Origin of the sequence: Sphingomonas hankookensis (assembly GCF_022664465.1) — a bacterium.
Lineage (GTDB): Bacteria > Pseudomonadota > Alphaproteobacteria > Sphingomonadales > Sphingomonadaceae > Sphingomonas > Sphingomonas hankookensis.
The window spans coordinates 93,123-111,107 of sequence record NZ_JAKREV010000006.1; the positions used below are offsets into that span (position 1 = coordinate 93,123).

Annotated in this window: 19 protein-coding genes and 2 pseudogenes; 5 read left to right on the top strand and 16 right to left on the bottom strand. The window is 68.6% G+C overall.

Annotated features, from left to right (window positions below; genetic code table 11):
* Position 1: 1 nt before the first annotated feature.
* From MF610_RS15320 to MF610_RS15350, 7 genes are read right to left on the bottom strand one after another with little or no spacing between them, the layout of a single operon-like run.
* Positions 2-430 (bottom strand): hypothetical protein, encoded by a 429-nt coding sequence (locus MF610_RS15320; protein ID WP_242199637.1) that lies wholly within the window; start codon positions 428-430, stop codon positions 2-4.
* Positions 423-1,751, bottom strand: coding sequence for a FliI/YscN family ATPase (locus MF610_RS15325; RefSeq protein WP_242199651.1), 1,329 nt, complete (start codon positions 1,749-1,751; stop codon positions 423-425). The genes MF610_RS15320 and MF610_RS15325 overlap by 8 nt, the downstream gene beginning before the upstream one ends.
* Complete coding sequence (locus MF610_RS15330; RefSeq protein ID WP_242199655.1) at positions 1,751-2,500, bottom strand: FliH/SctL family protein; 750 nt, start codon at positions 2,498-2,500, stop codon at positions 1,751-1,753. The genes MF610_RS15325 and MF610_RS15330 overlap by 1 nt, the downstream gene beginning before the upstream one ends.
* Complete coding sequence (fliG, locus tag MF610_RS15335; protein ID WP_242199658.1) at positions 2,493-3,500, bottom strand: flagellar motor switch protein FliG; 1,008 nt, start codon at positions 3,498-3,500, stop codon at positions 2,493-2,495. Before fliG ends, MF610_RS15330 begins: the two co-directional genes overlap by 8 nt.
* Entirely contained in the window at positions 3,497-5,185 is a 1,689-nt protein-coding gene (gene fliF, locus MF610_RS15340) for a flagellar basal-body MS-ring/collar protein FliF (RefSeq protein ID WP_242199686.1), read from the bottom strand. Before fliF ends, fliG begins: the two co-directional genes overlap by 4 nt.
* Position 5,186: 1 nt before the next feature.
* Positions 5,187-5,552, bottom strand: a complete 366-nt coding sequence (gene fliE / locus MF610_RS15345) for a flagellar hook-basal body complex protein FliE (protein ID WP_242199692.1) — start codon at positions 5,550-5,552, stop codon at positions 5,187-5,189.
* Positions 5,549-6,838 carry a sigma 54-interacting transcriptional regulator gene (locus MF610_RS15350; protein ID WP_242199694.1) on the bottom strand — a complete coding sequence of 430 codons (1,290 nt, stop codon included), beginning with the start codon at positions 6,836-6,838 and terminating at the stop codon, positions 5,549-5,551. The genes fliE and MF610_RS15350 overlap by 4 nt, the downstream gene beginning before the upstream one ends.
* A 245-nt stretch (positions 6,839-7,083) precedes the next feature.
* Here MF610_RS15350 and MF610_RS15355 point away from each other — a divergent pair.
* A pseudogene (locus MF610_RS15355) lies at positions 7,084-7,491 on the top strand (flagellin N-terminal helical domain-containing protein); the annotation flags it as partial.
* A 1,323-nt stretch (positions 7,492-8,814) separates the two neighbouring features.
* A pseudogene (locus MF610_RS15360) lies at positions 8,815-9,066 on the top strand (flagellin); the annotation flags it as partial.
* An 869-nt stretch (positions 9,067-9,935) separates the two neighbouring features.
* On the opposite strand, the gene MF610_RS15365 reads toward MF610_RS15360, so the two are convergent.
* The 9 genes from MF610_RS15365 to MF610_RS15405 all read right to left on the bottom strand — a co-directional run bounded on the left by MF610_RS15365 (position 9,936) and on the right by MF610_RS15405 (position 16,492).
* Positions 9,936-10,682 carry a sigma-70 family RNA polymerase sigma factor gene (locus MF610_RS15365; RefSeq protein ID WP_242199696.1) on the bottom strand — a complete coding sequence of 249 codons (747 nt, stop codon included), beginning with the start codon at positions 10,680-10,682 and terminating at the stop codon, positions 9,936-9,938.
* Positions 10,679-12,778 carry a flagellar biosynthesis protein FlhA gene (gene flhA / locus MF610_RS15370; protein ID WP_242199697.1) on the bottom strand — a complete coding sequence of 700 codons (2,100 nt, stop codon included), beginning with the start codon at positions 12,776-12,778 and terminating at the stop codon, positions 10,679-10,681. The genes MF610_RS15365 and flhA overlap by 4 nt, the downstream gene beginning before the upstream one ends.
* Complete coding sequence (locus MF610_RS15375) at positions 12,778-13,689, bottom strand: lytic transglycosylase domain-containing protein (RefSeq protein WP_242199698.1); 912 nt, start codon at positions 13,687-13,689, stop codon at positions 12,778-12,780. The genes flhA and MF610_RS15375 overlap by 1 nt, the downstream gene beginning before the upstream one ends.
* Before the next feature lie 71 nt (positions 13,690-13,760).
* Positions 13,761-14,102 carry a flagellar protein FlgN gene (locus MF610_RS15380; protein WP_242199699.1) on the bottom strand — a complete coding sequence of 114 codons (342 nt, stop codon included), beginning with the start codon at positions 14,100-14,102 and terminating at the stop codon, positions 13,761-13,763.
* Complete coding sequence (flgM, locus tag MF610_RS15385) at positions 14,089-14,397, bottom strand: flagellar biosynthesis anti-sigma factor FlgM (protein WP_242199700.1); 309 nt, start codon at positions 14,395-14,397, stop codon at positions 14,089-14,091. The genes MF610_RS15380 and flgM overlap by 14 nt, the downstream gene beginning before the upstream one ends.
* Positions 14,398-14,602: 205 nt before the next feature.
* Positions 14,603-15,133: a flagella basal body P-ring formation protein FlgA gene (locus MF610_RS15390; RefSeq protein WP_242199701.1), complete on the bottom strand. Its 531-nt coding sequence runs from the start codon at positions 15,131-15,133 to the stop codon at positions 14,603-14,605.
* The gene (locus tag MF610_RS15395; protein ID WP_242199702.1) at positions 15,130-15,669 is read right to left on the bottom strand and encodes an OmpA family protein; all 540 of its coding nucleotides are present in this window, start codon (positions 15,667-15,669) and stop codon (positions 15,130-15,132) included. Before MF610_RS15395 ends, MF610_RS15390 begins: the two co-directional genes overlap by 4 nt.
* A 5-nt stretch (positions 15,670-15,674) precedes the next feature.
* Complete coding sequence (locus tag MF610_RS15400; RefSeq protein WP_242199703.1) at positions 15,675-16,328, bottom strand: motility protein A; 654 nt, start codon at positions 16,326-16,328, stop codon at positions 15,675-15,677.
* Positions 16,325-16,492 (bottom strand): hypothetical protein, encoded by a 168-nt coding sequence (locus MF610_RS15405; RefSeq protein ID WP_242199704.1) that lies wholly within the window; start codon positions 16,490-16,492, stop codon positions 16,325-16,327. Before MF610_RS15405 ends, MF610_RS15400 begins: the two co-directional genes overlap by 4 nt.
* A gap of 27 nt (positions 16,493-16,519) precedes the next feature.
* On the opposite strand from MF610_RS15405, the gene flgB reads away from it, so the two are divergent.
* The 3 genes from flgB to MF610_RS15420 are packed head-to-tail and all read left to right on the top strand — an operon-like array spanning position 16,520 to position 17,953.
* A complete protein-coding gene (gene flgB / locus MF610_RS15410) occupies positions 16,520-16,870 on the top strand; it encodes a flagellar basal body rod protein FlgB (RefSeq protein ID WP_125654134.1) in 351 nt (116 codons plus the stop codon).
* Positions 16,871-16,874: 4 nt separating this feature from the next.
* Complete coding sequence (gene flgC / locus MF610_RS15415; protein ID WP_242199710.1) at positions 16,875-17,282, top strand: flagellar basal body rod protein FlgC; 408 nt, start codon at positions 16,875-16,877, stop codon at positions 17,280-17,282.
* A 2-nt stretch (positions 17,283-17,284) separates the two neighbouring features.
* On the top strand, positions 17,285-17,953 hold the full coding sequence (locus MF610_RS15420) for a flagellar hook assembly protein FlgD (RefSeq protein ID WP_242199713.1): 669 nt from the start codon (positions 17,285-17,287) through the stop codon (positions 17,951-17,953).
* Positions 17,954-17,985 lie beyond the last annotated feature (32 nt).

The window sequence follows — 17,985 nt, forward strand, 5'->3', positions numbered from 1 at the left end:
ATCAGCAAGGATCGTGCCGATTTGGACGGCGCACTGGCGGTGCGTTCTCCAGCGCGCGGAGTTCGCGTAGCGCACGCGCGGCATGCGCGCGCCCCAGCAGCTTTTCGACCGCGCTCTGGTCGCGCTTGGCCGCCATCGTCGCCGACCTTGCGCGAATCAGCCCATCATCGGCCTGCGCCACACGGCGTTCGACCACCTGCGCGGTGGCGTGCAGTTTCTCGCGATAGTGCGCGGCGGCGCCCAGCGTCTGCGCGCTGGCGCTCGGCGTCGGTACCGGCGACACGGCGTGCGCCAGGTTGAGGATGCGTTCGCGCAGTGCGATCTCATCGGCGACGCGGGCGGCGGCGCGCACTTCCTCGGCCTGGGTCAGGTTCAGCTGCATCGTGCGGACGCGCAGCACGCGCGACAGGCGCTTCGCCTTGTCAGCCACCGAACACCCCCACCAGTTCGGCGACGGCATCGTCGAGCGAGACGATCTCGTCCGAATCCTGCTTCACATATTCCATGACCGCGGGATGCGCGGCCAGCGCGCCGTCGATCGCGGCATCGGTGCCGGGGCGATAGGCGCCCATCAACACGAGGTCGCGATTTTCCTCGTACGTCGCCAGATGCCGGCGCAGCACCCGCGCGGCGGCCAGATGCGGCTTGTCGGCGATATCGGTCATCACGCGGCTGACCGACGGACCCAGATCGATCGCCGGATACACGCCGCGCTCGGCCAGTTGCCGGCTCAGTACGATATGGCCGTCGAGGATCGAGCGCGCCGAATCAACGACGGGATCACTATTGTCGTCGCCATCGGCCAGCACGGTATAGATCGCGGTGATCGACCCGCCGGTGCGGACACAGGTGCCCGCCCGCTCGATCAACCCCGGCAGCATCGCGATGGCGCTCGGCGGATAGCCGCGTGCCGATGCCGGCTCGCCCAGCGCCAGCCCGATCTCACGCCCGGCATGGGCGACGCGGGTCAGCGAATCGATGATGAGCAGGACCTTCTTGCCCTGTTCGCGGAATGCTTCGGCAATCGCGGTCGCCCGCAGCGCGCCACGAATGCGCAGCACCGGCGAATGGTTTGCCGGCACCGCGACCACGACCGATCGCGCGCGGGCATCGCCCTTCAATTTCGTTTCGAGGAAGTCGGAGACTTCGCGGCTGCGCTCGCCGATCAGGCCGACGACGATCACATCGGCCTTGGCGGCGCGGACCATCATGCCCAGCAGCACCGACTTGCCGACGCCCGACCCGGCCATGATCCCGACGCGCTGGCCCTGACCGATCGTCAGCAACCCGTTGATCGCGCGGACGCCGACATCCATCGGTTCGAGCACGCGGCCGCGGTCGAGCGGCGACTGGATACGTCCGGCCAGCGGCCAGCGGCCGGCGCCGCGGATCGGACCCTTGCCGTCGATCGGCTTGCCGGCACCATCGACCACCCGGCCGAGCAGCGCCTCGCCGACCTGGGCCTCGCCCGGCTTGTCGCCCGGCCGCACCAGCGCACCGGGCAGCAGCGGCGCCGGGCCGCCCAGATTCATCATCAGCGTACGGCCGTTACGAAACCCGATCGCCTCGGCTTCGACGAAACTGCCATCGCCGGTGCCGACCTGACACACCGTGCCGACCGGCAGCGACAACCCGACCGCTTCCATCAACAGCCCGTCATAGCTGGCGAGGCGGCCGGCGACGCGTGCGCGCGGACGGAAATCGGTGGGGGCGAGGGCGTCGATATAATCGCCTGCGAAACGGTTCAGCATCAGCGGGGCACCGGTACGGTTTCGATCGCCGCGCCCAGCTGCTCCAGCCAGAGCGACGGCCCGTCTTCGACCACGGTCGAGGCGGATTCTAGGATGAAGCCGCCACGCTCGACATGGGCGTCGGCGACCGGGAACACCGCCTTGGGCAGCTTGCCCTCGACCAGCGCGATATCGGCCTCGTGCATCCGCAGGATCGCCGATTCGGTACCGTCGGCCAACAGGTCGGCGGCGGCGTCGATTCGCTCGATCAGGTGATTGGCCGAGACGCCGACTTCGCCGACGATCTGGCGGACCAAGGTCAGCACCGTCTGGCGCAGCTTGGTCGCCATCGCTTCGCGGTCGACATGGGTCGCGGTGCCCAGCGCCTCGGCCAGCCTGGCGAGCAGCGCATGGTCGCGCGCGGCGTCCGACTGGCTGGCGGCGGCCGCGGCGGCAAGACCCTCGGCATAGCCCGCGGCATGCGCCTCGGCCACCGGGTCCAGCGTCGATGCGACCTCGTCGACCACGGTCGAAAACGGGTCCCAGCCCTCGGTCGGGTTGGCATCCGGATCGGCCGGGCGGAAATGCTTGGGTCCACCGGTCGTCGCGGTCGCGCCGAAATCGACCGGGCGCACCGGCATCACGCCGGTCGCCGCGAACGGATCGGGCGTGCCGAACGCGCGCGCCAGGATGTCGGCGGCGGCGACATGGCGGCTGGCAAAGCCCGCGACGAAGCCGTTGGCGGGGGAGGAGGCGGCGCTCTCAAACATAATCGTCGTCGCCGCCGCCCATCATGATCGTCCCGTCCTTGGCCAGCTGGCGCGCCACGGTGATGACGCCCTTCTGCGCGTCGAGCACCTCGGCCAGCTTCATGGGACCACGCGCTTCCATCTCGTCGCGGATGCCGTCGGCGGCGCGTGCCGACATGCAACCGAGGAAGCGACCACGTGCCGTCTCGTCCACGCCCTTCAGCGCGCGGACCAGCATGTCGCTGTCAACGTTGCGGATCAGCACGCCCAGATTCTTGTCGTCCATCTCCAGCAGGTTGTCGAAGACGAACAGCTGGTCCTCGATCTGGCGCGCGATGTCGCGGTCGATCTTGGCCAGTTTCGGCATGACCCGCGTCTCGGTCGCCTTGCGGCCCGACGACAGGATTTTGGCGGCATCCTTGGCCCCGCCCAGCTGCACGCCGGTGCCGCTGGTCCGCCCGGTCATCCGCCGCGACAGCATCGACTTCAGCGTCTCGATCGCCTCGGGCTGGATCGGGCCCAGCTTGGCGATGCGGTGCAGGATCTGCGGCTGCACGGCTTCGGGCAGCCCTTCGAGGACCTGCGCGGCGATGCCGGGTTCGAGATTGGCGAGCAGCACCGCGGCGATCTGCGGATGTTCGTCCTTGATCAGGCTGATGATCTCGGCCGCGTCCATCCAGTCGAGAAGCTCGATCGCGCAGGCGGTTTCGACCGGCGTGATACGGGCCAGCACGCTCTCCGCCTTGTCCGCGCCCAGTGCGCGGTTCATCACCTGTTCGATATGCGGACGGGGGTCGAACCCGACGGTGGTGCGCTCGCGCGCCTTCTCGACGAAATCGTCGAGTACCACGGTCACCTCGTCCTCGCTGACATCGGCGACGCTGAACATCGCCTTGCCCAGTTGCTGCACCTCTTCGGGGTCCAGCTTCTGCAGGATCGCGGCGGCTTCGTCCTCGCCGACCAGCATCATCAGGACGGCGGCGCGTTCGACGCCGTTGTGGATACGGGCGGGGGCGTTCACTGCTTGGCGTCCGACTGGATCATGTCGCGGATCGCGAGTGCGGCGCGTGCCGGATTGTCGCGGGTGAAGCCGCGGACCAGCCCGACGCGGTCGTCATAGCTGCGCGCGCTCTCCAGCATCTCCATGCTCACCTGTTCGGCGGCGCCGGGGATCGGGCCGGCCGGTGCGGCAAGCGCGGCGGCGGCAGCGGCGCTGGACGCGGCGGCATCGGCCTCGCGCCGCTTGTTGATCGCCTTCACCATCGGGCGGACGCCCATGAAGAGGACCAGCAGCGCGATGATCAGCGCGGTGCCGTTCCGTGCCGCCATCGGCACCCAGTCGGCATCGTACCACGGGCGGACGACGTCGCCAGCCACCGCTTCGGGCGAGAATTTGCGGCTGATGACCGTCACGGTATCCTGGCGCTGCTGGTTATAGCCGACCGCCGCCTTCACCAGATCGTTGATCTGCTGGATTTCGGCCGGGGTGCGGGGCTTCGCACCTTCGGGTTCGCGCAGCAGCACGGCGACCGACAGACGACGGATCGATCCCGGCGCGGCGCGGGTCACCGACACTTCCTTGCCCAGGTCGTAGGCGCGGTTGAAATTCTCGCTGGTCTTGACCGGTGCCGGGGCACCTGCGGCGGTGCCGGGCTGTACCGTGGCACCGGCCGGACCCGGCGTGGCGGTCGCCAGCGTCGATGCGGCGGGCGGCGTGTTGCTCAGCGCGCCGGGGATGCCGCCAGGCGTCGTCTCGCCGGGGGTGTTGCCGGCCCACGTGCCCTGTTCGGCGCGGACCACGCCCTGCTTGTCATAGCTTTCGCGCGTCGCCTGGCTCTCGTCGAGATCGACGTCCGCCTGAATCTCGGCGGAGAAGTTGCCGGCACCCAGCAGCGGGGTCAGCAGCGTGTTGAGCTGCGCACGATACTTGTCCTCGATGCGGCGCTGATAATCGATCCGCTCGCCCGACAGGGTCGAACCTTCGCTGCCATCGGTCGGCTTGCTCAGCAGCGCGCCCATCTGGTCGATGATCGTCACCTGATCGGCCTTCATCCCCGGCACCGAGCTGGCGACGAGGTTCACGATCGAACGGACCTGCGCCTGCGTGAGACTCCGGCCGGGTTCGAGGCGGACGATGACCGAAGCGGACGGCTGCGCATTGTCGCGCACGAACACCGAGCTTTCGGGCATCGCGAGGTGGACGCGGGCGTCCGCCACCGATTCGATCTCGCCAATCGACTTGGCCAGTTCGGTCTCGCGCGCCTGGCGCAGCCGCTCGCCCTCGACCGCGCGGGACACGCCCATCGGCAGCTGGTCGAGGATCGCATAGCCGCCCGGTGCCGCCTTGGGCAGGCCTTGGCCGGCCAGCAGGATGCGTGCGCGGTGATAATCGTCCTCGGCAACGGTGATCCCGCCGGAGTCGTCGACGCTGCTGCTGATCTTCGCCGCGCCCAGCGCGTCGACCACCGCCTGCTTGTCGCTGTCGGGCAGTTGCGGGAACAGCGTGCGCTGCGGCGGGGTGGCCAGTGCCATCCACGCCAGCGCCGCCGACAGCACCAGCCCGACGATGAAGATCATCGGCAGGCTGCGCTTGACCGCAGGATTCTTCATGATCCCGCCGATCTGCGTCAGCGGGTTGGCGAATTTGGCGGGGGCCGCAGCGGCGGGAACGCCGCCTGCACCGGTGGTGGCGAGTGCGTTTTCCATATCAGACCGGCATGCTCATGATGTCCTTGTAGGCGGACAAGAGTTTGTTCCTGACCTGCATCGTGGCTTCGAAGCCGACCGATGCCTGCTGGCGCGCCATCATCACCTTGGCGATGTCCACGGTCTCGCCGCGTTCGTACATTGCCGAGAGTTCGCTCGCCTTGTTCTGCTGCTGGTTCACGCCCTTCAGCGCGTCGCCCATCGCATCGGCGAAGCTGGTCGGCTTCGCCGGCTCGGCCGGCACCGGGGCGGCCGCGACCTGCGCATTCGCCTTGGACAGCGCCTGGTTGCGCTCGAGGATCTGCGCACGGAGCTGCATCACCCGGTCGACGCCCATCGCGCCGCCGACACCGCCGACGCCGCTCATGCCGACGCCGCCATCGACTGGGCCGCCGGAGCCTGCCCGAGCACTTCGCCGGCCTCACGCGCCTTGGCGAGGCGGTAGCGGAGCGTACGCTCCGAAATCCCCAGCCGCCGGGCGGTCTCGATCCGGTTACCGCCGCATTCCTCCAGCGTGCGGCGGATCGCCGCGAACTCGTGGATCTGGACGATGTTGGTGAGCGTCCCCGCCACCGGCTCGACGCTGCGCAGCGCCGGGGCGGCGTTGCTGTTGGCGCTCGCCCGGTCGAACACGATGTCGTGCGCCTCGATGCGGTCGCCCATGCCCAGCAGCAGCGCGCGCTGGATCACATTCTCCAGCTCGCGGGCATTGCCCGGCCAGTCGTGGCGCACCAGCATCGCCAGCGCCTCGTCCGAAATCCACGGCAGCGTGGCGCGCATCCCGGCATGGCGCACCACCATCGCGGCGGCGAGTGCGGCGACGTCGCCGGTCCGCTCGTTGAGCGCACGGGTGGCGAGCGGGAAGACGCTCAGCCGGTAATAGAGGTCGGCGCGGAACCGGCCCGCCGCCACTTCGTCCTGCAGGTCGCGATTGGCGCAGGCGACGACGCGGACGTCGACCGCTTCGGCCTGCGTCGCGCCGATCGGCACGACTTCGCGCTCCTGCAACACGCGCAGCAGCTTGGCCTGCAGCGGCAGCGGCATCTCGGCGATTTCGTCGAGCAGCAGCGTGCCGCCATGCGCCGCGCGGAAAAAGCCTTCGCCCGCCGCGCCGGCACCGGTGAACGCGCCCTTCACATGGCCGAACAGCATCGCTTCGAGCATGGTTTCGGGGAGTGCCGCGCAGTTGATCGCGATGAACGGGCCGTCGGCACGGGCACTTTCGGCATGGATGGTGCGGGCCAGCACTTCCTTGCCGGTGCCGGTCGGACCGTTCACCAGCACGGTGATGTCGGCGGCGGCGACGCGGCGGGCCAGCGCCTGGAGCGCGAGGCTCTCGGGATCCGCGGCCACCGCTTCGTGCCGGCCGCACAGCAGCGCTGCGGCAAAGGCATGGGCCAGTTCGGTGTCGGCGTGCGAATAGGACAGGCGGGCCGGGCGGCCGTCGGCGAACGGCGTGGCGCTTGCCGGACCGTCGGCCAGCACCAGCGTGCGCGCGGCGATCGGCGGCACTTCGCCTTCCATGACCAGGAACACGTCGCCGGCACCCGGCTTCTGCCCGGCATTGGCGAGGGCGAACCCCTGTGCACGCAGCGACGAAACCAGCGTGAACTTGGACGCGAGCACGGCAGCGGATGGATAGATCGAGCGCATCGGTTTGAAGATTCCCCCTGAACGGCACCTCTTTGCCGGCAAATTGGTTAACGTCCGGTAAAACGACCCCCGATTCGGCTCTGTATGCCGCGTACGCACCCTCGCGCGCGCGAGGCCGGCGAAAATCCGGAACTTTTTTCCTTAACTCGGTCCGACGCGTGCCGTTTCTCCGGGCAGCAGCTTCGATCCCGATCGCTTCAAGGGGGGACGCGGGGCGCTGGAAGTCACACTGGAGGACACACCCAATGACCGTCATCGGATCCAACATCGGATCGCTCCGCGCCGCCAACGCCTCGACCGCCGCCAATGATTCGCTCAAGGCGTCGATGGAGCGCCTGTCGACCGGCAAGCGCATCAATTCGGCCAAGGACGACGCCGCCGGCCTCGCCATCGCCAGCCGCATGACCAGCCAGATCAAGACGATGGCCGTCGCCGCGCGCAACGCCAACGACGGCATCTCGATGGCGCAGACCGCCGAAGGCGCGCTGGGCGAAGTCACCAACATGCTGCAGCGCATGAAGGAACTCGCCGGCCAGGCCGCGAACGGCACGCTGGGTTCGTCGGAACGCAAGTCGCTCCAGTCGGAAGTCTCGCAGCTGACCGCGCAGATCAACGACATCTCGAACAAGACCAACTTCAACGGCATCAACCTGCTCGACGGTTCGGTGAAGAGCGTCTCGCTCCAGACCGGTGCGCAGGCCGGCCAGACCACCTCGGTCAGCCTCGCCAACACCTCGGCCACCGCGCTCGGCCTGAACGGCTATCGCGTCGAAGGTCAGGCGACCACCGGCCGCATCAGCGCCGCGACGGTCAACGCCGGCGACATCCAGATCAACGGCAAGAACGCGTTCAGCGCCAACCTGACCGCCGGCACCGCCGAAACCACGGCCGCCGCGATCAACACCAACACCGGCCAGACCGGCGTGTCGGCGACCGCATACAACACCCTGTCGGGCGGCCCGATCGCTTCGGGCGGCGTGACCAGCGCGACCGGCTTCTCGATCGCGGTCGGCGGCGGCACCGCCGTCAACGTGACCGGCGCCAACGGCCAGGAACTGGTCGACAAGATCAACCGTGACGTGGGCGGCATCAGCGCGCAGCTCGACAGCGAAGGCAAGATCGTCCTGTCGAACGACACCGGCAAGACCATCGTCATCGCCGGCGCCGATGCGGGCAAGGCAGGCTTCACCGCCGGCACCTATGGCGGCTTCGTCGCTCTCAACAGCTCGGACGGCCAGCCGATCGACATCAAGCGCGGCACCGCGGGCGATGCGACCGACCTGACGGCGCTGGGCCTGAACGAAACCTCGACGACCGACGCGGTCAAGGGTTCGGCCGTCGGCGCCACCGCGCTCGCCGTCACCGACGACGTGAAGATCAACGGTGTCGCCGTCGGTGCGTCGAACGATGCATCGGCCGCGTCGAAAGCTGCCGCGATCAACGCCACGTCGAAGAGCAGCGGCGTGACCGCGACCGCGACGACGACGGCCACCGTCGCCCTCGATGCGTCGAAGATCGTCGCCGCCAACGAACTGACCATCAACGGCGCGACCGTTACGCTGAGCGATGCCGACGGCACGACCGGCATGTCGATGTCGGACGTGGTCAAGAACATCAACGACGCCGGCATCAGCGGCCTGGTCGCCTCGAGCGACAAGGACGGCAACCTGATCCTGACCTCGTCGACCGGCAACGACATCACGCTGAAGGACGGCGCGGCCGGCACCTCGGCGGGCCTCGTCATCGGCATGAAGGGCGATGACGGCGGCGCCTCGACCGGTGCGATCGCCACCGGCCTGACACTGCGCGGTCGTGTCGAGCTGAAGTCGGACTCGGGTGCGGAAATCCGCGTCGAAGGTTCGACGGCCTCGCTCGCCAAGGTCGGCCTGGCTGCCCAGGGCGGTGCGGAGAGCATGGTCGGCGGCGCGCTGAACGTCTCGACCCAGGCGAATGCCTCGGTGGCGATGAACGCCATCGACAAGGCGCTCGACAAGGTCTCGTCGATCCGCGGCGACCTTGGTGCGGTCCAGAACCGTCTGCAGGTCACCGTCAACAACCTGACCACGACCTCGTCGAACCTGCAGGAAGCCCGCAGCCGCATCGAAGATACCGACTTCTCGTCGGAATCGACGGCGCTCGCCAAGGCGCAGATCCTCGGCCAGGCTTCGACCGCGATGCTGGCGCAGGCCAACCAGTCGCAGCAGGGCGTGCTGAAGCTCCTCGGCTAATCCGGCCCCGCCGTCGCCGTTCCCCCTTGAAGAAGGCGGCGACGGCGGACCTCCCGGCAACGGGACCAGCCCCCGGCGACCGCAAGGTCGCCGGGGGTTTCGGCGTCCGGACAGGGGTGCGGGCAGACTCTATATATAGGATATATAGGGGCGCGCTGCGGCCGAGATGTGTGTGCGCCAAGATCCTCCCCGCCCCGCGGGGAGGGGGACCGTCCGAAGGACGGTGGAGGGGCATCGCCGCAGATGCGCCGGCAGCGAGGGCAGGGGAACGAAACGGCCGCCTATCGGTCGCATCCTCGCGCAGGCGGGGACAGACCTGGATGTCGCGCGTGACCAAACGCCTGACGACGCGCACCCCCCGCGCAGGCGGTGGTTCCCGAGTACCGATCGCAACGGCAGCTTGCTGGTCCCTGGACCCCCGCCTGCGCGGGGGTACGTCAGTCGGGTTATAAGGTTGTCCGTGCCCCAACAGCCCCTACCCCGGCGAAGGCCGGGGCCCAGTCGGGGGACGTTTCGCCTCCATCGCCGGCGCCTCCCAACTGGACCCCGGCCTCCGCCGGGGTACGGCTGTGGGCGGGGGTAATCGACAACACCCACACCACGGCCCGTCGCCCCAGCGCAGGCTAGGGCCTACTGTGGCGAGGCGCGGGGCTGGAATGCGCAGTCGCACCGGCCGGAAAGCCCGCTTTCCTACACCCCACGCCCTACGCTAGCATCCGCATCCCGCCCGGTCCCATCGCCGACCCCACGCCACCCGGTCCACCCGCGCAAAACAACGCCACTAGTGTGAACTTTGTGAACTTTGGACGCACAGACGGGGCCGGACTCCCCGTCCGACCCCAACCAAGTCACTGAAAAGATAACCGAAACTACCCGGTAGCTCGCGCCAGCCCCCGTTTCAGCTTCTCATGCGCCGCCTTCTTGATCTGGCAGATCCGCGCCGCGCCGACGCCCAGCACCTGCCCGATCTCCTCGAGGTTGAGTTCCTCGACATAATAAAGCTGGATCACCTGCGCCTCGCGCTCGGGCAGCGCGGCGATCGCGGCGATCAGTGCCTCGCGCAGCTCGCCCTCGGCCAGCGCCTCGAACGCGTCGGGGCCGTCGTCCATGAACCACGGCGCCTCGTCGGTATAGACGTCGTCGATCGAATCGAACTGCACCGACTGGACATCGGCATAATCGACCCGCAGCCGTCCCAGCGGCACGCCCAGCCGGTCGGCGATCTCCGCCGGCACCGGCGTCCGCCCCAACTCGACCGTCAGGCTCGACACCGCCTTGGCATAGTCGCGCCGCCGCTTCATCGCGCCGCGGCTGATCGTCGCCTGGCGCCGCAGCTCGTCGATCATCGCCCCGCGCAGCCGGGTCGCCAGATATTGTTCGAACGTCACCGTGCCCCGATCCTCGAAGCCCGGCACCGCCTCTACCAGCGCGACCAGCCCGACCTGCACCAGGTCCTCGACATCGACCATCGTGCTCATATGGCCATGGACGTGCCACGCGATGCGGCGGACCAGCGGCAGGTGGCGGCGGACGATCGCGTCGCCGTCATTGGGCCTGGCATGCCGGGTATAGACCGGCGTGCTCAGCTCGGGCTGGGGAAAGAAGGGGGCGTTCATGCGGGAATGGCCTCCGGGGCGCCGATGACGGCGACGACTTCGACTGCCTTGTCCTCGGGAACTTCGAAGAAGCTCATGACGGGGGTGTCGGGCAGGCAGGTCTTGACGAGCTTGCGGATCGCGACGCGGATCGACGGCTGCACGACCAGCGCGAACGGCTTGGCTTCGGCCATCAGCGGCTGCGCGGCGTGGGTCAGGGCGTCGACGATGCGGCGGCCGAGATCGGGTTCGATCGCGTGGCGCCCGGTCGGGTCGTTGCGCATCGCCTGACCCAATATGGCCTCCAGCTGCCCCTCCAGCGTCATGACGCGCAGCGGCTCGCGCACCCCGCACAGCTTCTGGATGATCAGCGCCCCCAGCTCCGGCCGGATCAGCTCGACGATCTCGTCGGCATCCTGCGTCCGTTGGGCGACGACGACGATCGCGGCGGCGATGCGGCGGAATTCCTTGAGCGTGATATTCTCGGCCAGCAGCGCGCGCAGCACCTGCGTCAGCGTGGTGAGCGACAGCGGGTTCGGGCACAACGCGGCGACCAGATTGGCGGCGCGATCCTTCAGGCCGTCGAGCAGCGACTGCACCTCGTCCGGACCCAGCAGCTCGGTCGCGTTGACCGTCAGCACATGGTTCAGGTGGGTGGCGATCACCGTCCCGGCATCGACCACCAGATAGCCGGCGCCCGTGGCTGCATCCGAATCGCCCGGATGGATCCACACCGCGTCGAGGCCGAAGGTCGGGTCCTTCGCCGCCTTGCCTTCAAGGAAACCGCCAACCGCCTGGCCGGTGTCGAGCGCCAGCATCTCGGTCGCCGACGCCATGTCCTCGCCGACGACGACGCCGCCGATCGAGATGCGATAGGTGTAGGGGGCGAGGTTGATGTCGTCGCGCACCTTCACCTGCGGCACGACGAAGCCCAGTTCCTTGGACAGCTGGCGGCGGACCCCGGTGATCCGGCTCATCAGCGGCGCGCCCTTGCGCTCGTCGACCAGCGGCACGAGGCCGTAACCGATGTCGAGCATGATGTGGCAGGTGTCGCTGACCTCGTCCCAGCCGATCTTCGACAGGTCGGTCGGTTCGGCCAGCGCCTCGACCGGCGGGGCGGGCGGGGGCGCGTTCTTCTGCTTGGCGAGCTTCCACGAGGCGAAGCCGGCGATGCCCGCGGCGGGCGCCAGCACGAGGAACGGCATCCCCGGCAGCATCGCCAGCAGCCCGAGGATACCGGCGACCGGTGCCCAGGTACGGTGCGACGCGAACTGCGTCCCGATCTGCCCGGCCAGGTCCTGCGACGAGGTGGAGGTGACGCGGGTCACGATGGCGGCGGCGGCGATCGAGAGCAGCAGCGAGGGCACCTGCGCGACCAGCGCGTCGCCGATCGCGAGCAGGACATAGGTCTGCGCCGCTTCGCCCACCGCCATCTGGTGACTGACGACGCCGAGGATCAGGCCGCCGACGATATTGATCGCCAGGATCAGCAGGCCGGCGACCGCGTCGCCCTTCACGAACTTCGACGAACCGTCCATCGCGCCGTAGAAATCGGCTTCGGCGCCGGTCTCGATCCGCTTGTTGCGGGCTTCGTCGGGGGTGATCAGGCCGGCGTTCAGGTCGGCGTCGATCGCCATCTGCTTGCCGGGCAACGCGTCGAGGGTGAAGCGCGCCGACACTTCGGACACGCGGCCCGCGCCCTTGGTCACCACGATCATGTTGATAATGATCAGGATCGAGAACACGAAGAGACCGACGACATAGTCGCCGCCGATCAGGAAGGTGCCGAACGCCTCGATGACATGGCCCGCCGCCGCTTCGCCCTCATGCCCGTGGACCAGCACGACGCGGGTCGACGCGACGTTGAGCCCCAGACGGAACAGCGTCGCGAACAGCAGCACGGTCGGGAACGCGGAAAAGTCGAGTGGCTTCTGCGCATTGAGCGCGACCATCAACACCGCGATCGAGATCATGATGTTCATGACGAAGAAGATGTCGAGCATGAACGCCGGGATCGGCACGACCATCAGCAGGACGAGCAGCAGGATCGCGCCCGGCAGCGCCGACTGGCGCAGCGCGGGCAGGACGCTCTTGGGATTGCTCAGGATCGCCTGCATCACGCGTTACCCAGATTGGCGAGGATGGAATAGGCGAGCCGTGCGGACTCGGGCGTCGGGCGATAGAGCGAGGCCATCTGCGCCGGATTGGCGGTCGCATCGCCACCGCGGCTGCGCACGACGTTGAGGTTGGCGAGCGTCGTGGTCAGCCACGCCTCGTCGCCGCCCTGCGCCTCGGTGCCCATGATGACGTCGCCGCCAAAGCCGTTGAGCATCACGGCGGGCTGCTGCATCCGGTTGACCGGAAAGCCGCCCAACGCATCGCCCATGTCGGCGCCGCTGCCGCCGCCGGCCTTCGCCCCGCGGTCCAGCTTGGTCGCCATCCTGTCGTAGATTTCGGCGAGCGAGCGCGGCTGGCCGCCGGCGCCGTAGAAGATCGACCGGTTCGCGCGGGCGGCGGCGGGGAACATGCTTGCGGCCGAACGGTCGGGATTGCTCTGCATCGTCGTCAGGAACTGGCGCGCACCGCCCAGCCCCAGGAAATGCGCCATATACAGGTCGGTACCGGTCGCGCTGCGGCCGAGTGCGCCTTCCAGCGCCGCCTTGTTGTCGGCGGCATGTTCGGCGGCCATCAGCGACGATGCCTGCGGGTCGTTGCGCAGCTGCAGGATCGCATGGCGGGTCGCGCCGTCGGCGACGTAATAGCGGCCGTTGCTGCCCTGTCGGATGCTGTCGGCAGCCCATTGCATGCCGTGTTCGGCGCCGTGCGCCTTCACCACGCCCAGCCAGCTCTGTTCGACGAACTGGTAGAGGCCGGTCGCGGAGGAGGTGCCCGCACGCGCGTTGGTCTGCAGGCCGCTTTCGACCTGTGCCTGTCCCAGCAGATAATTGAAATCGACGCCGGTCCTCGCGCTCGCCTTCGCGATCGCGCTGTGGACATAGGATCGGGCTTCTACCGGAACGACGCTCATCGGGCTGTACTTCGCTTCCCCTGTTCAGGAAGCATCACAGCAAGGCGCGTGCCAGTTTGGTATCCGGCTGCTTACCGATATGCCGCCGCGGCCATACGCTGCGGCGTGGCGGCAAGGCCTGGCCGGTAGGCCGGCAATCCGCCGCCGCCCGCCAGCTGGTCGATCCGTCGGCGGACATTCGCCGCCATCAGGTTGACGTAGATGCGTGCCGTCTCGTTCAGCCGCTGCGCCTCGCGCGCCAGCACCTCCAGCTCGGCATCGAGCGGCAGGTCGTCGTTGGCGGCGACCGCCTCGATCCCCTGCAGCTTCATCGCCGTCGCGGTTTCCAGCGCGGCGATGTCGTTCGCCTGCAACGCCGCGATCTCGGCATGGAGGCTGTCGATCACCCGGATCAGCGCATCACGCCGGTTCATTGCTGTTCCAATCGAGTTTCAGGGCGATCAGCCGGTCGGCGATGGTAGCGGGGGACAGGGGGAAGCGTCCTTCGGAAATCGCCTTGCGGATCGTCGCGACGCGGTCGGTATCGACCGGGGGCGACGCCGACAGCGTCTTGGCGGTGGTGCCGCCCGACAGGAGTTCGACGCCGCTCTTGGGCGCGCCGGTGTCCTGTGGGGCCTGCGTCGTGCCCGTGCGTGCCTGTCCCTCGGTCCGCGCGACACCGCGCCCACCGATCGACGAAACTAGCCTTGATCCGACTGAATCCACCATGTCCCCGTCCTTCGCGAACTGCTGACATGAGGAGAAACGGTGGCCGGGCGGATTTCTTTAGCAAAAAGTTACGGGCCATTATTTTTTGTTCGGGGCGGCACTTGCCCGCTCCCCCACCCAGTCACCCATTGAGGATACCGTGTGGGTGGCCGGGTTGGGGAGCGGGCAGGTCCCGCCCATCCGCGCGAGCGGATCAAAAACCACCTTAACGCCCGAAGCCGGGCAGCGCGGCACGTCCCGATTCCAGCGCCACCGCCTGGATCGGCGGCTTGGCCGGGTCGACCTTCACCATCAACCGCCCGCCGACCGGGGCATCGCCCATCGCCACCCCGTCGCGGGTGATCGAAAAGCCCGGCGCGCCCGCCTCGACCATGATAGGATCGCCGCGGCGGATGACCGGTTCCGCCTTGACCGGCGCCGCCGCAATCGGGGTCGGCACCGCCCGTTCGGGCACCGTGCGGGTCATGCGGCGGACCGGCACATAGACTTTCCATGCCGGCCCCATGCAGCTGATGACGACCGCATCCTGCCGGTCGGACAGCCAGCCGAACTGCGGCATCGCACAGCGCGCCAGCTTGAGGCGCGGGTCGACCGGCATCTGCGCGCCGCCGTCCATGCCGATGCTGGCCCCGGTGAACTGTACCACCGCCTCGTCGAGCTGGGTGGTGGACTGAAAGGTCTGCGCGGTGGCGGGGCTGGCGATCAGCAAGGCGGCGAACAGGCTGTGGCGGATCATTGGTCGGCTCCGTTGGAAGCGGCAACCGGCGCTTGCCGGTCGGCAACGGCTTGCCGGTCGCCGGCAAAGCCCAGGTCGATATGGACGCCGCGCCCGCCGATCCCCGGCGGCGCGAAGGCGACCTGCGCCGGCGTCACCGCACCTTCGCGCACCAGCAGCGCGGCGACGGCGCGCGCCCGGTCGGTGGCGAGGATCGCGGCGCTGCCGGTGGCGGGATCGACGTCACCATCGGTCCCGCCGGTCAGCGTGACGGCGATGCGGCGATCGGCCGCCGCCTCGCGCACGAAGTCGACGGTATTGGCGGTACCGCGGGGCAGGGCGGCCGAACCGGGCGCGAACCCGTCCACCACCGCGCGCTCCAGCGTCATCGGGATCGGTTCGGCATCGAACCCGGCGCGAATGCCGGCGGTCAACGCACGGCGATCGACCGCCTGCGCGGCCTGCAGGAATACGAAGAACCCGACCAGCAGCAGCGAGATATCAGCCAGCGTGGTGAGCCAGAGCGGCCTGCCGGGCGCGGTGTCGAAACGGGTCATTCTCATCATTCTGCGGCCTCGCGAAGATGCGGGCGCTCGCGTTTGGCGAGCGCGACGAGGGGTGCCTCCAGACGGGCACGTTCGAATGCTTCGGCGCGCGCCAGCCGGCGCAACCGCCCGGCGATGGGCATGCCGACCAGTGCGGCCAGCAGCGCGCCGTACAGCGTGGACAGCAGCGCGATCGCCATCGCCTGTCCGATCGCGGCGGGGTCGGTCATCGCCATGAACATCCGCACCAGCCCGACCAGCGTGCCGATCATGCCCAGCAGCGGCGCCAGTTCGGCGATCGCCCCCCACATGTCGGCGGCGGCAAGGTGCCGTTCGGCCCGCGCCTCGTTGCGGTGGCGCAGCCGCGTGCCGACCGCATCGGGTCCGGCGCCGTCGACGATGCCGGCGATCGCGTCGGCGATATCGGGATCGGCGATCCGCGACCGGTCGAGCGTCATCACGCCGTGCCGCTTGGCGATCCGGTCGAGCTTGCCGATCTGGTCCAGCGCATCCTCGGCGGAAAACGGCCGGCGCCCAAGCGTGGCGAGCGCGCGCAGCGCGCGGCCGAGGTCGGCGGGCGGGGTACGGATCAACAGCGCGAGCGCGGTGCCGCCGACCACGAAGGCGGCGGCGACCGGATCGGCATAGGGGGCGAGCACGGGCGGCATCATGCCCGCTTCTCTGCAAGGGCGATGCCAGTTTTCGTGCCGGCAAGCGCTTGCCGGTCGCGGTTGCCGCTTGCCGGTCGATGGCGGCAATCGGCGCGATTTTCCGATTTCTGGCCGGTTTCGGCGAAACTGGCACGCCCTTTGCTGTGATCCCGTGTGATGCGCATCCGGCGCGTCGACTTGGGGTTCGTCCGATGGCCGACAACGCTCTCTTCGGGATACATGGTGCCGCGCTGCAGGTGCGTGCGCAGCGCATGGGGATGCTGGCGTCGAACATCGCCAACGCGTCCACCCCCGGATTCAAGGCGAAGGACGTCGACTTCCGCGCGGCGCTGGCAGGGGCCGAGCAGGGCGGCAACGTCGACCGCTCGATCGACGGCAACACGCTCTATCGCCGGCCGCTGCAACCCTCGCTCGACGGCAACACCGTCGAACTGGTCACCGAACAGACCGCCTTTGCCGAGAATGCGGTCGCGTATCAGACGACGCTCGCGTTCCTCAACGGGCGTATCTCCACCATCACCCGCGCGCTGAAGGGGGAATAAGCCCATGCCCGCACCCATGAGCATCTTCGAGGTATCGGGCCGCGCCATGTCGGCGCAGCTGATCCGGATGAACACCACCGCGTCGAACCTTGCCAATGCCGGCGCGGTGTCGACGACCGAGGCCGGCGCCTATCGCACGATGAAGCCGGTGTTCCGCACCAGCTTCGATGCCGCCAGCGGCCTGGCGACGGTCGATGCGGCACAGGTGGTGACCGCCGGCGAAGCGCCGTCGAAGCGCCACGACCCCGGCAACCCGCTGGCCGATGCCGAGGGCAATGTGTGGGAAGCCGCCGTCGACGAACCGCGCGAGCTGGTCGACATGCTCGATGCCGCCCGCACCTATCAGAACAATGTCGAAGTGATGTCGACCGCCAAGTCGCTCATCACCGAAACGCTCCGCCTGGGACGCTGATCATGGCCACTACTTCGATCCAGAATATTCCGACGGTAAAGGGTGCGAACGACGCCGCTGCCAAGGCGAAGCTCGGCCAGCGGTCGCTGGGGCAGGACGATTTCCTGCGCCTGATGACCGCGCAGCTGCAATATCAGGACCCGTTCAACCCGACCGACAACACCCAGATGGTGGCGCAGATGGCGCAGATGTCGTCGCTGTCGGGCATTACCGAGATGAGCTCGACGCTGAAGTCGCTGGCCGCCCGGATGGGCGGGACCAGCGACGCGGTGTCGTGGATCGGCAAGGCGGTCCTGACCCCCACCGCGACCGCGGTGGCCGATGCCAAGGGCAATGTGACCGGTGCGGTCGAACTGGACGGCGAAGCGCAGCAGGTGAAGGTCGAGATCCGCGACGCGTCGGGCAACCTTGCCCGTTCCGTCTCGCTGGGGGCCCAGCCGGCCGGCATGGTCGATTACCAGTGGGACGGAAAGACCGACGACGGCAGCGCCGCCGGGGCCGGTCCCTATACCATCAGCGTCGCCGCCACCGACCAGAACGGACAGGTCGTCAAGGCCCGCAACCTTGCCTGGGCCGGGGTGTCGTCCGTCGTTCCGAACAACGGCAAGCCGCTGCTGACGCTGTCGAGCGGCGAGCAGGTGCAAGCCGAAACCGTTCGCAAGATTGCCTGATTTCAATCTTTTCATTCGAATTATCGCAGGAG

What these genes read in the sequence shown, in the direction of transcription:
- MF610_RS15375 (WP_242199698.1), bottom strand. Translation starts at nt 13,689, where the DNA reads ATGAGCGTCGTTCCGGTAGAAGCCCGATCCTATGTCCACAGCGCGATC.
- MF610_RS15380 (WP_242199699.1), bottom strand. Translation starts at nt 14,102, where the DNA reads ATGAACCGGCGTGATGCGCTGATCCGGGTGATCGACAGCCTCCATGCC.
- MF610_RS15405 (WP_242199704.1), bottom strand. Translation starts at nt 16,492, where the DNA reads ATGCGCATCACACGGGATCACAGCAAAGGGCGTGCCAGTTTCGCCGAA.
- MF610_RS15390 (WP_242199701.1), bottom strand. Translation starts at nt 15,133, where the DNA reads ATGATCCGCCACAGCCTGTTCGCCGCCTTGCTGATCGCCAGCCCCGCC.
- flgB (WP_125654134.1), top strand. Translation starts at nt 16,520, where the DNA reads ATGGCCGACAACGCTCTCTTCGGGATACATGGTGCCGCGCTGCAGGTG.
- flgC (WP_242199710.1), top strand. Translation starts at nt 16,875, where the DNA reads ATGCCCGCACCCATGAGCATCTTCGAGGTATCGGGCCGCGCCATGTCG.
- MF610_RS15350 (WP_242199694.1), bottom strand. Translation starts at nt 6,838, where the DNA reads ATGCGCTCGATCTATCCATCCGCTGCCGTGCTCGCGTCCAAGTTCACG.
- MF610_RS15400 (WP_242199703.1), bottom strand. Translation starts at nt 16,328, where the DNA reads ATGATGCCGCCCGTGCTCGCCCCCTATGCCGATCCGGTCGCCGCCGCC.
- fliE (WP_242199692.1), bottom strand. Translation starts at nt 5,552, where the DNA reads ATGAGCGGCGTCGGCGGTGTCGGCGGCGCGATGGGCGTCGACCGGGTG.
- flgM (WP_242199700.1), bottom strand. Translation starts at nt 14,397, where the DNA reads ATGGTGGATTCAGTCGGATCAAGGCTAGTTTCGTCGATCGGTGGGCGC.
- fliF (WP_242199686.1), bottom strand. Translation starts at nt 5,185, where the DNA reads ATGGAAAACGCACTCGCCACCACCGGTGCAGGCGGCGTTCCCGCCGCT.
- flhA (WP_242199697.1), bottom strand. Translation starts at nt 12,778, where the DNA reads ATGCAGGCGATCCTGAGCAATCCCAAGAGCGTCCTGCCCGCGCTGCGC.
- MF610_RS15420 (WP_242199713.1), top strand. Translation starts at nt 17,285, where the DNA reads ATGGCCACTACTTCGATCCAGAATATTCCGACGGTAAAGGGTGCGAAC.
- MF610_RS15365 (WP_242199696.1), bottom strand. Translation starts at nt 10,682, where the DNA reads ATGAACGCCCCCTTCTTTCCCCAGCCCGAGCTGAGCACGCCGGTCTAT.
- MF610_RS15325 (WP_242199651.1), bottom strand. Translation starts at nt 1,751, where the DNA reads ATGCTGAACCGTTTCGCAGGCGATTATATCGACGCCCTCGCCCCCACC.
- MF610_RS15330 (WP_242199655.1), bottom strand. Translation starts at nt 2,500, where the DNA reads ATGTTTGAGAGCGCCGCCTCCTCCCCCGCCAACGGCTTCGTCGCGGGC.
- MF610_RS15395 (WP_242199702.1), bottom strand. Translation starts at nt 15,669, where the DNA reads ATGACCCGTTTCGACACCGCGCCCGGCAGGCCGCTCTGGCTCACCACG.